Origin of the sequence: Pseudomonas sp. FDAARGOS_380 (assembly GCF_002591235.1) — a bacterium.
Lineage (GTDB): Bacteria > Pseudomonadota > Gammaproteobacteria > Pseudomonadales > Pseudomonadaceae > Aquipseudomonas > Aquipseudomonas salmasensis.
Genome location: NZ_CP023969.1, coordinates 4,789,499 through 4,808,687, shown reverse-complemented (window position 1 = coordinate 4,808,687; position 19,189 = coordinate 4,789,499). Strand labels below are relative to the sequence as shown.

Below are 19,189 nucleotides of genomic sequence, written 5' to 3'. Positions count from 1 at the left end.
AGCGCTCCCACAGTTTGGGCGGGGTGATTCTTATGAACGGTCATACTTACGCCCTATGCTTAACGTGGCGCGCAAAATCCGCCGGCTAACCTTTCGATCTGTTCCAAGTGCGGGCACAATGCGTGTCCTTTTTTGGCAGGCACCGCCGCAGGCTCTCAAAAATGATCAAAACGCCGTACTACCTCATCGATAAACAGAAGCTTCTGGTCAACATGCAGAAGATTGCCTACGTGCGCGAACAGTCCGGCGCCAAGGCTCTGCTGGCGCTCAAGTGCTTTGCTACCTGGTCGGTATTCGACCTGATGCAGCAATACATGGACGGCACCACCTCGTCGTCGCTGTATGAGTTGAAGCTTGGTCGCCAGAAGTTCGAAGGTGAAGCGCACGCCTACAGCGTGGCCTGGGCCGACGATGAAATCGAAGAGATGCTGGAGAACTGCGACAAGATCATCTTCAACTCCATCAGCCAGCTGCAGCGTTTTGCCGAACGCAGTGAAGGCAAGACCCGCGGCCTGCGTGTGAACCCGCAGGTGAGCAGCTCTGACTACCTGCTGGCCGACCCGGCGCGCCCGTTCAGCCGCCTGGGCGAGTGGGACCCGGTGAAGATCGATGGCGTGATCGACCAGATCTCCGGTTTCATGTTCCACAACAACTGCGAGAACGGCGACTTCAGCCTGTTCGACAAGATGCTCGGCACCATCGAAGAACGCTTCGGCGCGCTGTTGCATAAGGTCAAGTGGGTCAGCCTCGGCGGCGGCATCCATTTCACCGGTGAAGGCTATGCGCTGGACGCGTTCTGCGCGCGGCTCAAAGCCTTCTCCGAGAAGTACGGCGTGCAGGTCTACTTGGAACCCGGCGAAGCGGCGATCACCAACAGCGCCTCCCTGGAAGTCACCGTGCTCGACACCCTCTACAACGGCAAGAATCTCGCCGTGGTAGACAGCTCCATCGAAGCCCACCTGCTGGACCTGCTGATCTACCGCCTCAACGCCAAACTGGCGCCGAGCGAGGGTGAACACACCTACATGGTGTGCGGCAAATCCTGCCTGGCCGGGGACATCTTCGGCGAGTATCAATTTGATCGTCCGCTGGCCATCGGCGATCGGCTGTCGTTCATCGACACCGCAGGCTACACCATGGTCAAGAAAAACTGGTTCAACGGTCTGAAAATGCCGTCCATCGTAGTGAAACAACTCGACGGTACAGTCGAGGTGGTTCGTGAATTTGGTTACGACGACTACCTGTCCAGCCTGTCCTGAGCTGGCGGATAAAGGAGAGATAAAGCAATTGAAAAAGAACGTTCTTATCATTGGTGCAGGAGGTGTCGCCAAGGTGGTGGCCCACAAGTGCGCGCAGCACAACGACGAACTCGGTCGTATTGCTATCGCGTCGCGCAACATCTCCAAATGCCAGGCCATCATCGACAGCGTCAAGGCCAAGGGTAGCCTCAAGGTTCCCGCCGATATCCAAGCCTTCGCGCTGAACGCCCTGGACGTGGAAGCGACCAAGGCCCTGATCCGCGAGACCGATTCGCAGATCGTCATCAACGTCGGCTCCGCCTTCCTCAACATGTCGGTACTGCGTGCCTGCATCGACACGGGCGTGGCTTACCTGGACACCGCCATCCACGAAGAGCCGGGCAAGGTCTGCGAGACCCCGCCGTGGTACGGCAACTACGAGTGGAACCACCTGCAAGAGTGCAAACAGAAGAACATCACCGCCATCCTTGGCGTGGGCTTCGACCCAGGTGTCGTCAACGCGTACGCCGCGCTGGCGCAGCAACAGCATTTCGACCGCATTGATTCGATCGACATTCTCGACGTCAATGCCGGCTCCCATGGCAAATACTTCGCCACCAATTTCGATCCGGAAATCAACTTCCGCGAATTCACCGGGCAGGTGTGGAGCTGGCAGAACAGCCAGTGGACCAGCAACACCATGTTCGAAGTCAAACGCACCGACGACCTGCCGGTAGTCGGTTCGCAGAACCTCTACCTCACCGGCCACGATGAAGTGCACTCGCTGTCGAAAAACCTCGACGTGCCCAACGTGCGTTTCTGGATGAGCTTCGGCGAACACTACATCAACGTGTTCACCGTGCTGAAAAACCTCGGCCTGCTCTCCGAACAGCCGGTCAAGACTGCCGAAGGCCTGGAAGTGGTGCCGTTGAAAGTGGTCAAGGCCGTGCTGCCCGACCCGTCTTCGCTCGCCCCGGGCTACACCGGCAAGACCTGCATCGGTGACCTGGTCAAAGGCACCAAGGATGGCCAGCCGCGTGAGATGTTTATCTACAACGTGGCTGATCACGAAGAGGCCTATGCCGAAACCGACAGCCAGGGCATCTCCTACACCGCAGGCGTACCACCGGTAGCCGCTGCGCTGCTGGTGGCGCGTGGCGAGTGGGATGTCAAGCACATGGCCAACGTCGAGGAACTGCCGGCTGAGCCGTTCCTCAAGGCGCTGGATGTGATGGGCTTGCCGACGCGGATCAAAGACGAGCACGGTGATCGGGCCTGGGATGCGACTGCCTGATAGGCCATAGCTGACCGAGCAAAAGAATGCGCCCCTAGGGGCGCATTTTTTGTTTGGGCTCACCCACAGTTCAAAGAACAATACAGATTCAAAATGTGGGAGCGGGCTTGCTCGCGAAGGCGGTGTGTCAGTCACTGAGTTTTCAACTGAACCACCGCTTTCGCAGGCAAGCCAGCTCCCACATTGGCCATGTATTGCTCACAGAATCAGCGCCTGGCACAGATCCTCTGTGGGAGCGGGCTTGCCCGCGAAGGCGGTGTGTCAGTCTCTGAGTCTTCAACTGAACCACCGCTATCGCAGGCAAGCCAGCTCCCACACTCGTTTTGTATTGCCCACAGAATCAGCGCCTGGCACCGATCCCCTGTGGGAGCGGGCTTGCCCGCGAAGGCGGTGTGTCAGTCAATGATTTTTCCACTGAGCCACCGCCATCGCAGGCAAGCCAACTCCCACAATGAGTCGCCGGTGTATCCGGGGCTTCGGTTCATTCCAGGTTCCGCACCGGACTATTCAGCGCCCTTGAGCACTGCAACAGCACCGGGGCTCACATTGGCGCAGGCGTGGCCTGGTATAGCTTGTTGGATCGGTTGAACCTCAGTTAAATCGCCAATCACTCTTACAACTGTCAACTCCAACAGGTTACCGCCTAGGGGAATGCCGTTAGTCTGAGTGAGCCCGTCATCGATTGGCTCACCCATTCACCATGTGCGAAAGGATTCGTCCATGAAACGGCAAACCTCTTCAAACACCCTCACGGCACGCTTGGCTGGCCTGGTCTACAGCACCTGCTGCTACCTGGTGTTCTTATTCACCCTGCTGTACATGATGGGCTTCGTAGGGGCTGTGGTCGTGCCCAAACACATCGACTCCGGCGCGCGCATCGACTGGGCGCTGGCACTCATGATCAATGCGTCACTGATCATTGTGTTTGGTGTCCAGCACAGCACCATGGCGCGTAAACGTTTCAAGCGCTGGCTGGCAGTCTTCGCCCTGGCAGCGGTGGAGCGTTCCACCTATGTGCTGCTCTCCAGCCTGATGCTCGCGCTACTGTTCTGGCAGTGGCGGCCTATTACGCACACCGTTTGGGAGATTGACGCCGACTGGGCCAAGGCACTGTTGACCGGCCTATACTGGCTGGGCTGGGGCATTGTGGTGCTGGCAACCTGTTTGATCAGTCACTTCGAGTTGTTCGGGCTGAAGCAGGCCATTGATCGCTGGCGCAACGCCCCACCGTCAGGCCTGACATTCCGGACGCCGCTGCTCTACAAAGTCGTGCGTCATCCGCTGTACCTGGGCTTCCTGATCGCCTTTTGGGCAACGCCGCATATGACCGTGGGGCATCTGCTGTTTGCGCTGGGGATGTCGGCGTATCTCTTCATCGGCGCCCGTTTCGAAGAACGGGATTTGGTGGCGCTGTTTGGTGAGCGGTATCGGCGCTATCAGCGTGAGGTGGGCATGATCGTGCCACGCCTCAACAAACCCCGCCGCTAACCCACTGTAGGAGCGAGCTTGCTCGCGAAGATCGTCAACGATAACGCGGGCAACCTGGATGACCGCAGGGCCTGGGCGTTTTTCGCGAGCAAGCTCGCTCCTACAGTGGGGTAAGGTCTCGGACCTTTCCCACAGTTGTTTCAGGTTATCGCTCGGAACTTCACTGACTAACCTCTGGGCCGTCGCTGCCAATTCAGCGGCCGGATTTGACCGTCCGACTCCCAACTGCATCTGTGCCACATCGAATCAGGCGTTTTCTTTACGCCTGCTGTATCGTGTCGCGGCAGCTGTACGCGGGATACCTCCGGGTATGCCGGGCTCCTTGGGACCGGTCGGTCAACCCGCGTATAGCTGCCACCCTAATTCGTTTGACCGCGAACGGTGGCAGCTCCATATCCCTTGGAGTTTCACCATGATCAAAGACAGCCCCAACCCACCAGAACAACTCTTCAATGTGCGCCCCGGCCTAGGCACCGAAACCCTGCTGATCAACGCCTCCCAGGATCTAGCCTCCATCAGTGACATCGCTACTCATCTAGCCTTTGAGATCGACGGTACCCAACGCAACGTAGCGCTGGGCATCTGCCGCATGCTCGAAGGTGTGCAGTTGCTTGTGGACAAGGCGCTGGATGACACCCACCCAGCCACTTGATCTGATGCTCGCGCCGCGCCCTTAACCACTGTAGGAGCGAGCTTGCTCGCGAAGATCGTCAACGATAACGCGGGCAACCTGGATGACCGCAGGGCCTGGGCGTTTTTCGCGAGCAAGCTCGCTCCTACAGTGATCGATGGCACTGAAAAACCGCTATCGCAGGCAAGCCAGCTCCCACAAGAACAATCTCAAAACACCGACCACCCAATCCGCTCACTCAACAATTCCAACGCCTTCATCCCCGCCAGCGAATTGCCTGCTGCGTTCAACTCCGGCGACCACACGCACACCGTAAACTGTCCCGGCACCACCGCAACAATCCCGCCGCCGACTCCGCTCTTGCCCGGCAGGCCCACGCGGTAGGCAAAATTGCCCGCCTCGTCATATAGCCCGCTGGTGGCCATGATCGAATTCACTTGCTTGGTCTGGCGCGCCGTCAGCACCTGCTCGCCACTGTGGGCACTCACGCCTTCGTTGGCCAGAAAGCTGAACGCTCGGGCCAGGTCCAGGCAGCTCATCTGCAACGCGCAATAGTTGAAGTAGCTGTGCAGCACTGCGTCCACATCGTTATGAAAATTGCCGAACGACTTCATCAGGTAGGCCATGGCCGCATTGCGCGCACCGTGCTGGGCTTCCGATTCGGCCACGACGCTGTTGACCAGGATCTGCGGGTTGCCCGACAGGCGCCGGACAAAATCGCGCATCGACAGAATCGGCACGGCGAAGCGTGACTGGTTGATGTCGCAGATCACCAGCGCGCCAGCGTTGATAAAGGGGTTGCGCGGGCGGCCACGTTCGAACTCCAATTGCACCATGGAGTTGAACGGCTGCCCCGAGGGCTCATGGCCCAGGCGTTCCCAGATGGTTTCGCCACCATGGTCGATGGCCTGCACCAGGCTGAAGACCTTGGAAATGCTCTGCACCGAAAACAGCGTGTCGGCATCACCGGCGCAGTAAGCCGCGCCGTCGTTGCCGTAGACCGCAATGCCAAGTTGGTGAGCGGGCACGTCGGCCAGCGCGGGAATGTAATCGGCAACTTTGCCGAGGCCGATCAAGGGGCGCACTTCGTCGAGAATCGACTCCAGCAGCGCCTGCATAGCTTGTCCTGTCATCTTTGTTTGAATCAGTGATAAACGAGGCGCGGAGGATACTTCAGTGGGCGCGCAACACCCACACAATCTCTACCACCCGCTCGGCAACCACCACGTAGATCAGGATCAACAACAGTTGCAACGCCAAGTGATAACGCAACTTGGCCAGCCGGCGAATGCCGTCGCTGACGTTCAACAACATCAGCAGCGTCGACAGCACAATCAAGCCCCACCCCGCGACGCTGGAAGCAAACAGACCGATCAGCAAATCGTGCGGCCCCACCAGCGCGTTGGTCCCCGCCGCAAACAACAGCGCGCAGACCAACAGGTTCTTGACGTTGTCGAAAATCTGCGTGCTCAAATCGTTTTCCAGCAACGCCAGATACCGTGTCCATAACGTGCGCATGCTTGATTACCGAGTGGGAAGGCTCGTCAATCAAGGTAGTTCAATTGTGGACGCTGTCGAGCTCTGGCCAGACTTAGAAATGCGCCACATCCGACACTTCTGCGTCCAGCACATCCTGGGCCAGCGCCCAGGCGCGGTCCTTGGACTCCACCACCAGCAGCGGGTAGCCCCAGGCTTTGCCGAACGTCACGGCGAAGGGCTTGAGAGCCAGGCGCTTGGCGGCGCTGGGCTCCACCTGGATCATGCCTTTGACGTAGGCGCGCAAGGCCGCTTTGTTTTTCTTCATCCAGATAGAGGCGCGCTTGCGCTCTTCGTGGGCGTGTTCGTGATTGTTTTCATCCACGGCTTTTTCGTGCAGCAGCAAGAAGGGCTGCTCACGGGCCAACAAATGTTCGAAGGTCAGTAAGGCATCTTCCGGCCCGCCGTCGTCAGGCGCGTCGAACAAGATTTTCACCACGGGGAAAGTTGAACTGTCGAGTCGCATGGCAAAGCTCCTTGGATGAGATTGGTTCTCATAATAGAGCGCAGGACGCTGGACAGCATTGCACACAATAGCCAGAATATTTCGCAATCCAGCCAAGGCAGTTCCCACCATGGTTCATCACCGCCTCGACCAGTACGACCCCTGCCGGGTTCGCGACGCCGCCGCCATCCCTCGCTCGATAGTGGCCGTGGGCGCTTCGAGTACCTCCGAACGCTGGGAACATACCCCTCACCACCATCAACACGGGCAGTTGATCTACACCTTGCGCGGCGTGGTGCATTGTGTGATCGAGGCGGGTATATGGATCGTGCCGCCGCAATGCGCGTTGTGGATTCCCGGCGGAGTGACCCACGCGGCCCGTGGCGCTGGCGAAGCAGACGTGTATTGCCTGTTGATCAACCCGGACGCTGCCAGCGCCCTGCCCCAGCAATGTTGCACGCTGTCGGTGTCGCCATTGCTGCACGAATTGATCGGCAAGGCGGTGAGTTTCCCGCAGCTCTACGACGAAGACGGCGCCCAGGGCCGGCTGGTGGCGACGTTACTCGACGAGTTGGCCCTGGCCCCCATCGAGGCCCTGCATTTGCCGATGCCCCAGGACCCTCGCTTGCATCGGCTGGCCAACAGTTTATTGGCCAACCCCGGCGACAAATCCACCCTGGGCGAATGGGCCGTGCGCATCGGCATGAGCGAACGCAGCATGACCCGCCTGCTGCTGGAAGAGATCGGCCTGAGCTTCGGTCGCTGGCGCCGGCAGTTGCATGTGATCCTTTCACTGCAACGCCTGGCCAACGGCGAGAGTGTGCAGAGCGTGGCGCTGGACCTGGGTTATGAAAATGCCAGCGGGTTTATCACCATGTTCCGCAAGGCCATGGGCCAACCGCCGGCGCGTTACCTGGCGGACCGCACGGGCGCGCCGAGCCCGGCAGCGCAACCCAGCATTGCGATGCGCGAGGCTGTTTGATCGTTCCCACGCTCTGCGTGGTAATGCCTCGTGTGCCGCTCCGCGTCACGCTTAGGGACGCAGAGCGTCCTGGGCTGTGTTACCACGCGGAGCGTGGGAACAATCCAACTCAGTTCTTGTAGTCGGTATCTGTTCGCTCAAGCTGGCGCACCAGCGCATTCCAATGCCGCGCTACGCCTGGGCCTTCACCGTTGCTGAATACCTTGGCCTGCTGCTCAACCTTGGCCACCACCTCTGCCGGTGGGAAGATCAACTCGGCATTCCCCGCCGCCTGTGCCGCGATCTGGATATTGCAGGCCCGCTCCAGGCTTTGTAGTTGCTGGAAGGCATGCTCGACGCTGACGCCGCCCGTCAACAAGCCGTGGTTACGCAGGATCATCACACTCTTGTCGCCCAGATCCGCCACCAGCCGTTCACGCTCATCCAGGTCCAGGGCCACGCCCTCATAACCGTGGTAAGCCACACGCCCCGAGAACGCGATAGCGTGCTGGGAGATGGGCAACAGCCCCTGCTTTTGCGCCGACACCGCAATACCATCGCGGGTGTGGGTGTGCAGCACCGCTTGCAAGTCATGGCGTGCGCCGTGGATGGCGCTGTGGATCACGTAACCGGCGTAGTTGATCCCCAGGCCCATGGGGTCATCGACAATGGTGCCGTCCAGATCGACTTTGACCAGGTTGGAAGCGCTGATTTCGTCGAACAACAGCCCAAAAGCATTGATCAGGAAATGCGCCTCGGGCCCTGGCACCCGCGCCGAGAAATGCGTGTAGATATGATCGGTCCACTTGTATAACGCCGCCAGTCGATAGGCTGCGGCCAGCTTGACCCGCACCTCCCACTCTTGCGGTGTGACTCGCTGGCGCACATTGCTGGAGACACTGGAAATCGGCGTGACGCTGCTCATGGCAAATCTTCCTGGATGGCCTAAGGGGGCTTACAGGCAAGACTAGGGGATGGTCATAAATAATAAAAAGCACATTTTAATCTAAGCTAATTATTATATTTATTTATAAAAAAGCAGCAGTGGCAGCTTTCAGGCCGCCACGGGAGCAAGCTCCCTCGCCACCGATCAACTCAGCAGGTTCAACGCCCGTTGTTGAGCGTCTCGTTGATTGCACCCGTTTGCCGTTCAATGTCCTTGATCGAGGTCGGCGTCACGACTTTGTCGATGGTTTCGGTCTTGGGATTCGCAGGTTCAAGCGTCTGCCCTTTGGTGGCCTCGGCATTACCTTTTTGCGCGTCTTCAGAGCTGATGGGTTCGGGGGTTTTATCGGTAGTCTTATGAACGGTCACAGTGCAATCCTCCTGGCAATGGCGGGCCGCTGAGATGACGGCCCTGTGCAGCAGAACCCTGCGAATCCGGATTGGTTCAAGTCAATTGTCCTCCCTCACCACTGGGCAAAAAAGCGTAAAAAATTTTAAACCTTTTACGCCCCTCTCCATTCAACAGTCAGGTAACGGCATCCCGCCATTTCCAAGGAGAGACACCATGAAAACTCGACTGATGAAACCGATGGGCCTTACCTTCATGCTGATCGCAGGCTCGATGTCCACCGCGATGGCGGCGACCTCCAACGACTTCGTCGACAGCGCCGCCGAGGGCGGTATCACCGAGGTGGAAGCGGGCAAGCTGGCCCTGGAAAAAAGCAGCTCGGCGGACGTGAAGACCTTTGCCCAGCATATGGTTACCGACCACACCAAGGCCAATCAGGAACTAATGGCCCTGGCGAAAAAACTCGATATCGAAGTCCCCGATGACGCCGCGCTCACCGACCAGGCGAAGAAAGCCATTCTGGAAATGCGCGATGAGTCGTTCGACAAGGCCTACGCCAACAACCAGGTAGCGGCCCATGAAAAAACCGTCGAACTGTTCAAGAAAGAAGCTTCCTCCTCGGACAATCCCGAGTTGAAAGCCTTCGCCTCCAAGACCCTGCCCACCCTTGAAGCGCACCTGAAAATGGCCAAGGAACTGCAAACCAAATACGCCCATTAATCGATCCATGACCCAAGGAGACACTCGACCATGAGCTCGCAACTCAACGGCAAGCACATCCTCGTCATCACATCCAACACAGGCATTGAGCGCGACGAGCTGCTCAAGCCGCTGGAGACACTGCGTGGCTACGGCGCGACCGTGACGCACGCCTCCAGCAAAGGCGGCACCACCCAGACATTTGTCGGCGACACGGAAAAAGACCAGACCGTGGAATCCGACGTGCAACTGTCGGATGTGGTCAGCGCCGATTTCGATGCGCTGGTCATCCCGGGCGGCACGGTGAATGCCGATACACTGCGCCAGGATGCCGCCGCGCTGCGCTTGATCAATGAATTCGTGCAGGCCGGCAAGACCATCGCGGCGATCTGCCACGGGCCATGGACACTGATTGACGCCGGGGTGGTCAAGGGTAAAACCCTCACCGCCTATAAAAGCGTGCGCATCGACCTTGAAAACGCCGGCGCTGCCAGCGTGGTGGATGCCGAGGTCAAGGAGTGCCAGGCCAATGGCTGGACCTTGATCACCTCGCGCACGCCCGACGATCTGCCGGCGTTCAATCAGGCGTTTGCCAACGCCGTCGGCGGTTGATCGGTTGATCGGTTGATCGGTTGACCGCAATGAACACAGGCGCCCCATGGGCGCCTGTTTTTTATCACTCACCGCTTCAGCTTTTACGCTGCTGCGCCATCTCACGCTTGGGCCCGAACATCGCCCATGCAATCAGCCCCAGCAACGGCACGAACACCAGCACCACCACCCACAACCCCTTGGTCTCCCATCCGCCAGTACTGCGTAAAACGATATTGATCGCCCAGAGTTCCAAGAGCAGCAGAATCACCGCCAACACGATCCAGATATATTCTATTTGCATGATTCACCTCCTGAAGTCTAAGCGTTAGGTCAAGCAGATGCGCCAAGGGTTCCATTGGATTTTCAAGCCACGCTTTAAGGCCTGCGCCGTTGCGCTGGAGCGTCAGCGCCGGTTGGGCGTTGTGCAATGTCGCCGCAACCCGACCATGCAAGCTGCACGACAGCAAAGCGCATAAGAAAACCCAACCAATTGATTTTAAACATATTTTTAGATCCTTAAAATTGGTACGCCTGATGCAACCCTCCTCACCACGAGGCGTGCGCTTCGATACGCCCGAACACCATCCGTGAGGTTTTATATGAATGCCATCGACCTTCTCAAAGCCGACCATGAACGCGTCAAGACCCTGCTGACCCAGTTGAGCGAATCCACTGAACGCGGGGTAAAAAAACGTACCGAGTTGCTGGCCAAACTCGAAATGGAAATCACCCTGCACACCCAGCTTGAAGAAGAGATCCTCTACCCCGCGTTCAGAAAAGCCGGGGGCAAGGAGCAGGACATCATGTACCACGAAGCCAAGGAGGAGCACCGTACCGTCGACTCGCTGGTACTGCCGGACTTAAAGAAAACCGACCCATCGTCCACCGAGTTTTCCGGTCGCGTCAAAGTGGTCAAGGAGCTGCTTGAACACCATATCGAAGAGGAAGAAACCGAGATGTTCCCACAAGTTAAAAAGCTCTTGGGTAAAGCCCTTCTCGAGGAGCTGGGGGCTGAGATGGAAGCGATGAAGGCCGCGCACAAAAAAACCATGGCGAGAAAACCTCTGGCGGCGTGATGGCCTTCGGCTCGCTATCAGGTTCGGCGCTTCATGGCACCGGCAGCCAACCGCTGAAGGTGCCTTGCGCATTCAATGGGCACCAGGCGAAATCCCAGGCGGGCGCCGGCAATGCCGGCTGCTGCGTGGCTATCGAAGGGCGGCCCTTCCAATCGAACAGGGTGCAATCGCGCCAGCTCAGAACAATGCCTGCCGCCGGGCTGTCGTCGTTGAGCACCCAACGCGCGGCCGCGGCGGCCATGAAGGCTTCGATCGGTTCCTCATCGATCTGCGTGCGGTACGCCGAACTCAGTAACCAGCGGCATACGTTCAGATGGTAGGTCCAGTCCAGCGGCGGCTGGTTGCGATAGGCCCAGGTCATGAAGGCGCGAAACAGGTTCAAGCCCTCCGGTGGGTCGAGCTTGAGCAGCGCCGGGCAGATATCAAACAAGCTATGCCAATGAGGCAGCAGGCGCGCGTCCAGATGCACGAAACAGCGCGAATTAATAGGGTAATCAGGCAGCGCCGGCTGCGCACGCAGGCGCCGCGACGCCTTGCTGACCAGGCGGCTGGCGCCGGCAGGCAATTGAGGGTTCATAAAACGTACTCACCATCGTGACGAGAGAATGCCTCCTGGTGACAGGAAGCCCAAGGCACACGTCAGGATGCGGGAGAAGCGCGAGGGTTGGCCGAAGGCCACGAATAGCGAGGAGGCGCCTTGTTGCGCCGCTCATGGGCGACACGTGGGGTTTGCGTGAGACCGAGCAGCCAGGCCAGGCCGATCAGGAACACCAGGGCGACGGTAACCGCGTTGCACACCGGGCAGGCAAAGTAGTTCGAGATGTTGCTGGAAGACGGGGTTGCCAACCCTTTGTCGGAAATGGGCGACTGGCCGCCGTCCACCGAACAGAACAGCCCACCGATGCCGTTGAGCTGCTGGCCCATCATCTGGCCATGCCCCAAACCGCAGGCGAACAGGTTCATCAGCACGCAGAAGTACAGGGCCCAGGCGATCAGTGAGCGGTCAGAGTGGCGCAATTTCATGGCGGCGACTCTACCACCGAAGCCACAAAAGGACGAAATGCGCCGCGCCCCTGTGGCAGAACGTCGCAGATTACGCGCACGGGCCAGGGTTGCTAGACTCTGCACCCTTCTCGTTACTCCTTTTCAAAGCCTGGTGGGGCAGCTCTACTGCCTTGCAGGCGTTTCACAGGATGCACAGTTGATGAGTACGTTATTCACCCGCCGCAAAGTGCTGACCGGCATGGGCCTGTTGGGCCTGGGCAGCCTGCTGGGCGGCTGTGACTACAGCCCCAAGCTGAACTTCAAGTACGGCAAGGACCTCAGTGACAAGATCATGGGCCGCACTTTCAAGCTCAAGAATACTGACGGCGAAACCGTCACCTTGAGCTCGTACCGCGGCCTGATGCCGGTGGTGTTCTTCGGCTTCACCCAGTGCCCGGCCGTCTGCCCGACCGCCCTGGCCCGCGCCGCCCAGGCCAAGAAACTGATGGGCCGCGATGGCAAGATCATGCAGGTGGTGTTCATCACCCTGGACCCCGAGCGCGACACCCCCGAGATTCTCAACAATTACGTCAAGGCCTTCGACCCCAGCTTCGAAGCGCTCTACGGCACCCCGGAAGAAATCGCCGTGGCCGCCAAGGAGTTCGGGATCTTTTATGAAAAGATCCCCGCCGGCGACACCTACACTCTCTCCCACACCGCCACCAGTTTCGTGTTCGACACCCGTGGCAACCTGCGCCTTGGCTTGCAGGCATCCCTTACCGCTCAAGAGTGCGCAGAAGACCTGCTCACCGTCATGGAGGTCTGCTAATGACTGCCGTTCAACACCTCAAGCGTCTCACCCTCGGCCTCACCCTGCTGGGCCTCGCCGCCCACGCCAGCGCCCAAGTACAAGTGACCGACGCCTGGGTGCGCGCCTCCGTACCGGGCCAGCCATCCAGCGGTGCCTTCATGACCCTCACCGCCGACAGCGACAGCAAACTGCTGAGCGTCGCTTCGCCAGTGGCCAAGGACGTGCAGATTCACGAGATGAGCATGAAGGACGACGTGATGCGCATGGGCCCGGTGGATGCGGTGGCCCTGCCGGCAGGAAAAGCCGTCAAGCTCGACCCGAACGGCTACCACGTGATGCTGATGGGCCTGAACGCTCAGATCAAGGAAGGCGACCAGGTGCCGCTGACCCTGACGGTGCAAGATGCCAAGGGTGAAAAGCAGGCTGTCGAAGTGAAGGCAACGGCCCGTGGGTTGGATGGTATGGACCATAGCAAGATGGACCATAGCAAGATGCATTGAGTAGGCCGCTTTTTCTCCCACGTCCCCACGATGCGAAGCGAGCCGCTCTTGATCTGCTTTTGATCTTGATCTCAGGCGCCCCGTTAAACCACGCTGGCCGAACGCAGGCTTGAATTCGTGGGTAACCCGGCAGGACGCCGGGTTAGCCGCCCCGCGCCATGGATGGCGCGTGGCGGCGGCCCACGGATTCAAGACTGTGTTCGGGCACACCGAGCCCAAGCGAGGTGCCGAGTGGTGGGGCAAGAGCGTTTTGCTTACTTTTGCGCTTTTCAAAAGTGAGCCGCCGTCAGGGCGGAACCCTAAGCGGCCGTTATCGCAGCAATGGATATGTACACAATCCAACTGCGTTGACTGCCAGGACGCCTTCGCGAGCAAGCCCGCTCCCACAGGTTGATCGCAGGGTGTCAGGTAGATAGGTGTTGGCTGTCAGGCCGCTATCGCAGGCAAGCCAGCTCCCACAGTTGGATCGTGGGGTTGAACGCTTTCGGTACGCAATCCCTCGAGCCCTTGACCGATGGCGCTGAACTGACCCAATTGCGCGCTGCATTCAAGCGCAATTCATAACCCGCAACCGCTTCACCATCGGTACACACGCCAGCACCAACCCGGACGGGGAGCGATACACCGCCTGCTCATCGCCCACATACCCGCACGCTCTATAAAAACTCACCGCGTTCAGCGTCGCATCCAGCACCACCTGCTCAATCGCCTGCTGCTGCGCCACGTGCTCCAAGTGAGCAAGCATCGCCTTGCCAAACCCTCGCCCGCTGAATACGGGCAATACAAACAAGGCGCCGAGTTCATGGTTGGCAAGATCCAGCATGCCAGTGGCAACAGGTTCGCCATTGAACCATCCCATGTAGAACTGTTTTTCCATCAGCGCGCCGTAACCATCACTGGCCCGACCTCTGGTCCAAAGCGCCATTTGTTCAGCGCTATAAGCGCCAATGCATTGGCCGAGAATGGCCTCACGACGAATCTCAAACGCACGCTCGGCGTCGTCCGGCGTGGCACGTTTTATCTCCAGCATCGCAAGCTCCTTCCATGACCTCAAACTGCCATTAGCCCATTTGTGCTAATCGACCCTACCTCACCGCGGCGCTATATTCCGCGGCACTTCCAACGTTCTCACCAACACCGCGCATTCAGTGCGCGTGGGTTTGTTGCGCGTTGGAAAAACCAAAACAACCCCAAGGAAGAAGCACCATGAAACTCCTCTCCCCTGTCACTCGCCTTGCCCTGTTGGGCGCCCTGATCATCGGCGTCGCCGGTTGCAGCAATATCAAGCCTACCGAAGACCATCTCAAGAAGCTGTCGGAAACCAATCTGGGCGAACCCGTAAAGCGTATCTCCAATGTGCGCAGCGATTCCATGAGCACCTACTATGTAGCCAACACCGCGTCCGGCGAATACAACTGCTCCGTGCCCAGCGGGGCCAGCGGCGGCCTATTTGCGGTCGCCAGTTTTGGCCTGATGAAGCCTGCCGCCTACTGCCAGCCAAAAGGCGCGCGCGGCAATGCAATGACGCCGTTCATGCAGTAATTTTTTCCTGGCTGAGCTCACGCAGGGTGCCGCGCAGTTCCGTAGGGCGTACCGGTTTGGACAGAATAGCAATCTGACGGTCGTGCAACGCCGCTTGGATTTTCTCCACGTCGTGCCCGGTAAGGATCAGCGCTGGCACCGCCCAGCCACGTTGCTCGCGTAGCTGGTCGATGCATTCGATGCCGGTGGCATGGTTGCCCAGGTCATAGTCGGCGACGATGATGTCACAGTCGCTGACCAAACCCTGCCCCGTGGACTCGGCCTGCACTTGGCACCCCCAGCGCTCAAGCAGGGCCTGGGTGGCGAGCAGCACGTTGTAGTCATCTTCCACCAGGCACACCTTAAGGCCGGTGAGCAGGCCGGCTTGGCGTGCATCGTCGCGCAACGCCGGTTGGCGCGGCGCGGCCGCCAGGGCCAAGCCATGCAAGCTGACAGAAGTGCCATGGCCAACGCGCGAGCGCAGGCTCACCTGCAACCCCATCAATTGCCCCAGGCGCTTGACGATGGACAGCCCCAGGCCCACGCCTTCAACGTCCTTGTCACGCAGTTGACGCACGCGATAAAACTCTTCGAAGACTTTTGAAAGATGCTCCCTGGCAATCCCCCGCCCCTGGTCGTGTACCTCGATTACCAAGCCGTTATCGCGCACACGCACACCGATCAGCACCGGTCGCTGCGCGCCGTATTTGAAGCAATTGGAGAGCAGGTTCTGCACCATGGTCGCCAGCATGCCCGGATCGACCAACACCCAATGGGCGCAGGGGCGCAAGCGCAACTCCACCCCCGCCCAGCGTGCAGCCTCGGCGTTCTGGCGCACCAGGTCGGCGAGAAATTCGCCCAGGTGGATCACTTGGTACTTGGGCAACAGGCGACCGTTGTCGAGGGTGTAGAGGTCGAGAATCGAACGGAACAATTGCGAGACGTTAAGCAGAGAACGGTCGATATTGTCCACCAAGCGCTGTTCGTCCTCCCCCAAGCGGGCTTCGCGCAGGCAGGCGGTGAACAGGCCGATGGAGTGGATCGGCTGGCGCAGGTCATGGCTGGCCTGGGCGAGAAAGCGGGATTTTTCCAGGTTGGCAGCGATCGCTTGCTCGGAGGCCTTGCGCGTGCGCTCCAGCAGAATATGCGCATACACCGGGATCACCGTGCTGGTGATCATCAGCATCAGCACCATGAACGGCTGCGCCTGCCACAGCGGCGTAAGCTGATACACGATCAACAACGCCAGCAACGCCAGCGCCGTGGCAATCGCCAGGTAGCGCGAACCGTAGCGCATGCCATTGCCCAGGTTCACCCAGACCATCACCGCATACAGCGGCAACGCCGCTTCACCCCCCACCACCAGGCCGAACGAAGTACCGGTGTAGTCGTGGATCATGCCGAAGATCCGCCGCGCCGGGTAATGCCCGGGCCAGCGTGCGATCACCTGGCGAAGCACGATGGACGCCAGCAGGAACACAAAGATATAGAGGATCACCGGCAGGTAGGTGTCCAGCGATTGCCCAGGTAGGAAACCCAGTAGGCTTATATACACAATGGCGATGGTGGCCACCACGATGCGCAGGTTAGCCTGATCGAGTTCAGAGTTGGTCTCAAGACTCATCGTCATATCCCTGACCTATCATCTGTAGGAGCGAGCTTGCTCGCGAAAAACGTTAACGATAACGCGTTTGACCTGCAAGTACGCGGTGCCTGAGCCTGCTTCGCGAGCAAGCTCGCTCCTACACCGACGGTAAATAAATTAGCATGCCTGGACGAAGGCCTTGCCCCAGGAAGGAGCACACAATGACCGGCCGAATCATCATCGCCGACGACCACCCCATGTTTCGTGAAGGCATGACGCGCACCGTGCAGCGCCTGCTACCGGGCGCGGTGGTGCAGGAGGCCGGCGACCTGGCCACGGTGAATGCGTTGCTGTGCGAAGCGGGCGAGGTCGATACCTTGATCCTGGATTTGCGCTTTCCCGGCCTGACCTGCATCAGCCAACTGGCCGAACTGCGCCAGCAACTGAAACGCACCACCTTGGTCCTGGTGTCGATGGTCGACGACCCCGCGCTGATCGAACAGGTCATGGCCCTGGGCGCCGACGGCTTTATCGGCAAGAACATCGCCCCGGATGAGATCGGCCAGGCCCTGCTGGCGATCCGCGAGGGCGAAGTGCTGGTCAAGTTCGCCCCTTCAGGCCTGCTGCCGCTCGACACCCACACCCTCACCCCACGTCAGCAGGAAGTGCTGCGCCTGATTGCCCAGGGCAAGACCAACAAGGAAATTGCCAAGGCCCTGAATATCTCGCCGTTTACCGTGCGTATCCATGTGTCGTCATTGTTGCGCAGCCTGAATGTCCCCTCACGCGCTGCAGCTGCGGTGAAGTATTCCGGCGAGTTCTAGGCGCCTGCGCTGCTCAACGCTGCGTGGGAATACGAATATCGCCTCCACGGCATTGGCTTTTCACACTGCGCGGGCAACCTGCAAACGCCAGGTCCTTGGTCAGGCACACCCGCACTTCCGACAGCACCTGACCCTTGCAGATCACCGCCATCCCGTGGTTGCCCATGCGTGGGTTGCTCTCGCGAAACAGCGCTTCGATCTCTTTGGCCTGCAATGACGGCGGCGTATTGAACGGCTGCAGCTGCTGCGGGATCACCACCGCACCAAGCGCCACATCGGTCTTCTCCAGATACTCCAACGGCGGCAGCCCACTGCAGGTGCCATGCTTGGCCCACTCATGCTTGAGCAATGCACGGGTGGGAAACAGCGCCGCGCCCTTATCCATTTCTGCCTCGCTCAAGTGCGTCTGCGGCGTACAGGACGCCGGCCACCCTCCCCGCACGTATTGCGGCCACAAACCGTGCAACACAAAACCGTAGCCCTTGCCCGAGCATTGCTCGTTGCCTGGGTGCGTGAGGCAAAACGTGGGTGACCACGATAGCGACAGCACATAAAAATCAAACTCGCCCGACTGCCCTTGGCTGCGTGGCGCCGCCGTTGCCGCGGTGGCGATCAGCAGCCACAACACCATCCAGTATTTCATCCCGGTATTCCTTCAAAAGAGTGAAGCCTTACGCTATCGCCACGACTAGGGATGCTGGGAGTAACGGTGTAGCACCTTATCCAAGATGATATCGGTCTTCAGCGCCTCGATGGCCAGCGAGGGATGCTCGGCCTCGCCACGAATATGCGCGTTCATGTTCAGCACATGGTGCCATTGAATATGGGTGTGACACGGCACTTCCAACACTTCGGTGGTCTCGCCTTCAAGTCGCAGCGGTTGGTCGTCGAACACCGAAAATTGAATACGGCCGCGACTGCCGATCAGTTCGACACGGTCTTCGCGGCGGTCTGCCACGAAGTTCCAGCAGCCCATGCCCAGCGCACCGCTGGCGAATGTCCAACAGGCTGTCACTGCGTCTTCTGCCGCGTAGCGTCCCGCCTGTCGCGCCGAAAAGCCTGAGACCTCAACGATATCGCCAGCCAGGTACTGGAACAGGTCAAACCCATGGCTGGCCAGGTCGGCAAAGTAACCGCCACCGGCAATGGCCGGGTCGGTGCGCCAATTGGCGGCGTCGGTGTCTGTTGCGGCAGCTGGCTTGCACAAGGTCCAGGTCAGGTGGCGCAGCTCACCGATACGGCCGTCCTGCAGCCAGGTGCGCACTTGCTCAAAACGCGGCAATGAACGCCGGTAGTAAGAAACAAACAGGTGCAGCCCGGCGCGCTCAAAGGTGCGCTGCATCAACGCGCTCTGTTCAGCATTCAGCGACATCGGCTTTTCGACGCAACAATGCTTGCCCGCCGCGGCCACCCTCAGGGCGTACTCAAGGTGACTGTCGGGCGGGGTGGCGATGTAGACCGCCTCCACCTCGGGGTCATCGATCAAGGCCTGGGCGTCGGTATAGCTGCGGGCAATGCCATGGCGCGCTGCATAATCGCGCACCGCCTCGGCACGCCGCCCCATCACGGCTACCAATGCCGAACCCGGCGCTTTATAGAAAGCCGGTCCACTCTTTAACTCAGTGACACTGCCACAGCCGATCATGCCCCAGCGTATGGTCTGCATTAAATGCCCTCGTTCCAATTCGTCAATCGGGCAGTATCCACA

General features: G+C 59.4%; 24 protein-coding genes. 12 read left to right on the top strand and 12 right to left on the bottom strand.

The window, feature by feature from the left end:
- The first annotated feature begins 161 nt into the window (after positions 1-161).
- From CRN80_RS22645 to CRN80_RS22630, 4 genes are all read left to right on the top strand, one after another.
- Positions 162-1,259 (top strand): carboxynorspermidine decarboxylase, encoded by a 1,098-nt coding sequence (locus CRN80_RS22645; RefSeq protein WP_032896982.1) that lies wholly within the window; start codon positions 162-164, stop codon positions 1,257-1,259.
- 28 nt (positions 1,260-1,287) lie between these two features.
- On the top strand, positions 1,288-2,532 hold the full coding sequence (locus CRN80_RS22640) for a saccharopine dehydrogenase family protein (RefSeq protein ID WP_098951252.1): 1,245 nt from the start codon (positions 1,288-1,290) through the stop codon (positions 2,530-2,532).
- Positions 2,533-3,252: 720 nt separating this feature from the next.
- Positions 3,253-4,020 (top strand): methanethiol S-methyltransferase, encoded by a 768-nt coding sequence (mddA, locus tag CRN80_RS22635; RefSeq protein WP_098951250.1) that lies wholly within the window; start codon positions 3,253-3,255, stop codon positions 4,018-4,020.
- Between the two features lie 412 nt (positions 4,021-4,432).
- Complete coding sequence (locus CRN80_RS22630; RefSeq protein ID WP_098951248.1) at positions 4,433-4,672, top strand: DUF6124 family protein; 240 nt, start codon at positions 4,433-4,435, stop codon at positions 4,670-4,672.
- Between the two features lie 188 nt (positions 4,673-4,860).
- Here CRN80_RS22630 and glsB read toward each other — a convergent pair whose 3' ends face one another.
- From glsB to CRN80_RS22615, 3 genes are all read right to left on the bottom strand, one after another.
- A complete protein-coding gene (glsB, locus tag CRN80_RS22625; protein ID WP_003191719.1) occupies positions 4,861-5,769 on the bottom strand; it encodes a glutaminase B in 909 nt (302 codons plus the stop codon).
- Between the two features lie 55 nt (positions 5,770-5,824).
- On the bottom strand, positions 5,825-6,169 hold the full coding sequence (locus CRN80_RS22620) for a hypothetical protein (protein WP_003191720.1): 345 nt from the start codon (positions 6,167-6,169) through the stop codon (positions 5,825-5,827).
- 73 nt (positions 6,170-6,242) lie between these two features.
- Positions 6,243-6,653 (bottom strand): hypothetical protein, encoded by a 411-nt coding sequence (locus tag CRN80_RS22615; RefSeq protein WP_098951246.1) that lies wholly within the window; start codon positions 6,651-6,653, stop codon positions 6,243-6,245.
- Positions 6,654-6,762: 109 nt separating this feature from the next.
- Between CRN80_RS22615 and CRN80_RS22610 the strand changes: the two genes are divergently transcribed.
- The gene (locus CRN80_RS22610; RefSeq protein ID WP_098951244.1) at positions 6,763-7,614 is read left to right on the top strand and encodes a helix-turn-helix domain-containing protein; all 852 of its coding nucleotides are present in this window, start codon (positions 6,763-6,765) and stop codon (positions 7,612-7,614) included.
- Positions 7,615-7,723: 109 nt separating this feature from the next.
- Here CRN80_RS22610 and CRN80_RS22605 read toward each other — a convergent pair whose 3' ends face one another.
- Both CRN80_RS22605 and CRN80_RS22600 read right to left on the bottom strand, forming a co-directional pair.
- The gene (locus CRN80_RS22605; RefSeq protein ID WP_078803246.1) at positions 7,724-8,518 is read right to left on the bottom strand and encodes a class II aldolase/adducin family protein; all 795 of its coding nucleotides are present in this window, start codon (positions 8,516-8,518) and stop codon (positions 7,724-7,726) included.
- 179 nt (positions 8,519-8,697) lie between these two features.
- Positions 8,698-8,907: a hypothetical protein gene (locus CRN80_RS22600; protein ID WP_098951242.1), complete on the bottom strand. Its 210-nt coding sequence runs from the start codon at positions 8,905-8,907 to the stop codon at positions 8,698-8,700.
- Between the two features lie 196 nt (positions 8,908-9,103).
- Here CRN80_RS22600 and CRN80_RS22595 point away from each other — a divergent pair, with 196 nt between their 5' ends.
- Together CRN80_RS22595 and CRN80_RS22590 are read left to right on the top strand one after the other, a co-directional pair.
- Entirely contained in the window at positions 9,104-9,607 is a 504-nt protein-coding gene (locus CRN80_RS22595; protein WP_098951241.1) for a DUF4142 domain-containing protein, read from the top strand.
- Positions 9,608-9,637: 30 nt separating this feature from the next.
- Positions 9,638-10,198, top strand: a complete 561-nt coding sequence (locus CRN80_RS22590) for a type 1 glutamine amidotransferase domain-containing protein (protein WP_098951239.1) — start codon at positions 9,638-9,640, stop codon at positions 10,196-10,198.
- Between the two features lie 76 nt (positions 10,199-10,274).
- Here the strand turns inward: CRN80_RS22590 and CRN80_RS22585 are convergent, their stop codons facing one another.
- Positions 10,275-10,481: a hypothetical protein gene (locus CRN80_RS22585; protein ID WP_032896961.1), complete on the bottom strand. Its 207-nt coding sequence runs from the start codon at positions 10,479-10,481 to the stop codon at positions 10,275-10,277.
- Between the two features lie 298 nt (positions 10,482-10,779).
- On the opposite strand from CRN80_RS22585, the gene CRN80_RS22580 reads away from it, so the two are divergent.
- Complete coding sequence (locus tag CRN80_RS22580) at positions 10,780-11,256, top strand: hemerythrin domain-containing protein (RefSeq protein WP_098951237.1); 477 nt, start codon at positions 10,780-10,782, stop codon at positions 11,254-11,256.
- A gap of 31 nt (positions 11,257-11,287) precedes the next feature.
- Here the strand turns inward: CRN80_RS22580 and CRN80_RS22575 are convergent, their stop codons facing one another.
- Both CRN80_RS22575 and CRN80_RS22570 read right to left on the bottom strand, forming a co-directional pair.
- Positions 11,288-11,833 (bottom strand): putative natural product biosynthesis protein, encoded by a 546-nt coding sequence (locus tag CRN80_RS22575; protein ID WP_098951235.1) that lies wholly within the window; start codon positions 11,831-11,833, stop codon positions 11,288-11,290.
- Positions 11,834-11,895: 62 nt separating this feature from the next.
- Positions 11,896-12,279, bottom strand: coding sequence for a DUF2946 domain-containing protein (locus CRN80_RS22570; protein WP_098951234.1), 384 nt, complete (start codon positions 12,277-12,279; stop codon positions 11,896-11,898).
- Positions 12,280-12,460: 181 nt separating this feature from the next.
- On the opposite strand from CRN80_RS22570, the gene CRN80_RS22565 reads away from it, so the two are divergent.
- Positions 12,461-13,069: an SCO family protein gene (locus tag CRN80_RS22565; RefSeq protein WP_003191741.1), complete on the top strand. Its 609-nt coding sequence runs from the start codon at positions 12,461-12,463 to the stop codon at positions 13,067-13,069.
- On the top strand, positions 13,069-13,551 hold the full coding sequence (locus tag CRN80_RS22560; RefSeq protein ID WP_032896953.1) for a copper chaperone PCu(A)C: 483 nt from the start codon (positions 13,069-13,071) through the stop codon (positions 13,549-13,551). Before CRN80_RS22565 ends, CRN80_RS22560 begins: the two co-directional genes overlap by 1 nt.
- A 547-nt stretch (positions 13,552-14,098) precedes the next feature.
- On the opposite strand, the gene CRN80_RS22550 is transcribed toward CRN80_RS22560, so the two are convergent.
- Positions 14,099-14,581 carry a GNAT family N-acetyltransferase gene (locus CRN80_RS22550; protein WP_098951232.1) on the bottom strand — a complete coding sequence of 161 codons (483 nt, stop codon included), beginning with the start codon at positions 14,579-14,581 and terminating at the stop codon, positions 14,099-14,101.
- Positions 14,582-14,757: 176 nt separating this feature from the next.
- Between CRN80_RS22550 and CRN80_RS22545 the strand changes: the two genes are divergently transcribed.
- Complete coding sequence (locus CRN80_RS22545; RefSeq protein WP_032896950.1) at positions 14,758-15,093, top strand: hypothetical protein; 336 nt, start codon at positions 14,758-14,760, stop codon at positions 15,091-15,093.
- Here the strand turns inward: CRN80_RS22545 and CRN80_RS22540 are convergent.
- The gene (locus CRN80_RS22540) at positions 15,083-16,696 is read right to left on the bottom strand and encodes a hybrid sensor histidine kinase/response regulator (protein WP_098951230.1); all 1,614 of its coding nucleotides are present in this window, start codon (positions 16,694-16,696) and stop codon (positions 15,083-15,085) included. The genes CRN80_RS22545 and CRN80_RS22540 overlap by 11 nt on opposite strands.
- 182 nt (positions 16,697-16,878) lie before the next feature.
- On the opposite strand from CRN80_RS22540, the gene CRN80_RS22535 reads away from it, so the two are divergent.
- The gene (locus tag CRN80_RS22535) at positions 16,879-17,481 is read left to right on the top strand and encodes a response regulator transcription factor (protein WP_032896946.1); all 603 of its coding nucleotides are present in this window, start codon (positions 16,879-16,881) and stop codon (positions 17,479-17,481) included.
- 13 nt (positions 17,482-17,494) lie between these two features.
- Here CRN80_RS22535 and CRN80_RS22530 read toward each other — a convergent pair whose 3' ends face one another.
- Both CRN80_RS22530 and CRN80_RS22525 read right to left on the bottom strand, forming a co-directional pair.
- Positions 17,495-18,124, bottom strand: a complete 630-nt coding sequence (locus tag CRN80_RS22530) for a ribonuclease T2 (protein WP_098951228.1) — start codon at positions 18,122-18,124, stop codon at positions 17,495-17,497.
- A 45-nt stretch (positions 18,125-18,169) separates the two neighbouring features.
- Positions 18,170-19,147, bottom strand: coding sequence for a Gfo/Idh/MocA family protein (locus CRN80_RS22525; RefSeq protein ID WP_098951226.1), 978 nt, complete (start codon positions 19,145-19,147; stop codon positions 18,170-18,172).
- Between the last annotated feature and the right edge of the window lie 42 nt (positions 19,148-19,189).

Bases quoted from the DNA above. Each gene is read 5' to 3' on its own strand.
- CRN80_RS22645 (WP_032896982.1), top strand. From the start codon at position 162: ATGATCAAAACGCCGTACTACCTCATCGATAAACAGAAGCTTCTGGTC.
- mddA (WP_098951250.1), top strand. From the start codon at position 3,253: ATGAAACGGCAAACCTCTTCAAACACCCTCACGGCACGCTTGGCTGGC.
- CRN80_RS22630 (WP_098951248.1), top strand. From the start codon at position 4,433: ATGATCAAAGACAGCCCCAACCCACCAGAACAACTCTTCAATGTGCGC.
- glsB (WP_003191719.1), bottom strand. From the start codon at position 5,769: ATGCAGGCGCTGCTGGAGTCGATTCTCGACGAAGTGCGCCCCTTGATC.
- CRN80_RS22620 (WP_003191720.1), bottom strand. From the start codon at position 6,169: ATGCGCACGTTATGGACACGGTATCTGGCGTTGCTGGAAAACGATTTG.
- CRN80_RS22615 (WP_098951246.1), bottom strand. From the start codon at position 6,653: ATGCGACTCGACAGTTCAACTTTCCCCGTGGTGAAAATCTTGTTCGAC.
- CRN80_RS22610 (WP_098951244.1), top strand. From the start codon at position 6,763: ATGGTTCATCACCGCCTCGACCAGTACGACCCCTGCCGGGTTCGCGAC.
- CRN80_RS22605 (WP_078803246.1), bottom strand. From the start codon at position 8,518: ATGAGCAGCGTCACGCCGATTTCCAGTGTCTCCAGCAATGTGCGCCAG.
- CRN80_RS22595 (WP_098951241.1), top strand. From the start codon at position 9,104: ATGAAAACTCGACTGATGAAACCGATGGGCCTTACCTTCATGCTGATC.
- CRN80_RS22590 (WP_098951239.1), top strand. From the start codon at position 9,638: ATGAGCTCGCAACTCAACGGCAAGCACATCCTCGTCATCACATCCAAC.
- CRN80_RS22585 (WP_032896961.1), bottom strand. From the start codon at position 10,481: ATGCAAATAGAATATATCTGGATCGTGTTGGCGGTGATTCTGCTGCTC.
- CRN80_RS22580 (WP_098951237.1), top strand. From the start codon at position 10,780: ATGAATGCCATCGACCTTCTCAAAGCCGACCATGAACGCGTCAAGACC.
- CRN80_RS22575 (WP_098951235.1), bottom strand. From the start codon at position 11,833: ATGAACCCTCAATTGCCTGCCGGCGCCAGCCGCCTGGTCAGCAAGGCG.
- CRN80_RS22570 (WP_098951234.1), bottom strand. From the start codon at position 12,279: ATGAAATTGCGCCACTCTGACCGCTCACTGATCGCCTGGGCCCTGTAC.
- CRN80_RS22565 (WP_003191741.1), top strand. From the start codon at position 12,461: ATGAGTACGTTATTCACCCGCCGCAAAGTGCTGACCGGCATGGGCCTG.
- CRN80_RS22560 (WP_032896953.1), top strand. From the start codon at position 13,069: ATGACTGCCGTTCAACACCTCAAGCGTCTCACCCTCGGCCTCACCCTG.
- CRN80_RS22550 (WP_098951232.1), bottom strand. From the start codon at position 14,581: ATGCTGGAGATAAAACGTGCCACGCCGGACGACGCCGAGCGTGCGTTT.
- CRN80_RS22545 (WP_032896950.1), top strand. From the start codon at position 14,758: ATGAAACTCCTCTCCCCTGTCACTCGCCTTGCCCTGTTGGGCGCCCTG.
- CRN80_RS22540 (WP_098951230.1), bottom strand. From the start codon at position 16,696: ATGAGTCTTGAGACCAACTCTGAACTCGATCAGGCTAACCTGCGCATC.
- CRN80_RS22535 (WP_032896946.1), top strand. From the start codon at position 16,879: ATGACCGGCCGAATCATCATCGCCGACGACCACCCCATGTTTCGTGAA.
- CRN80_RS22530 (WP_098951228.1), bottom strand. From the start codon at position 18,124: ATGAAATACTGGATGGTGTTGTGGCTGCTGATCGCCACCGCGGCAACG.
- CRN80_RS22525 (WP_098951226.1), bottom strand. From the start codon at position 19,147: ATGCAGACCATACGCTGGGGCATGATCGGCTGTGGCAGTGTCACTGAG.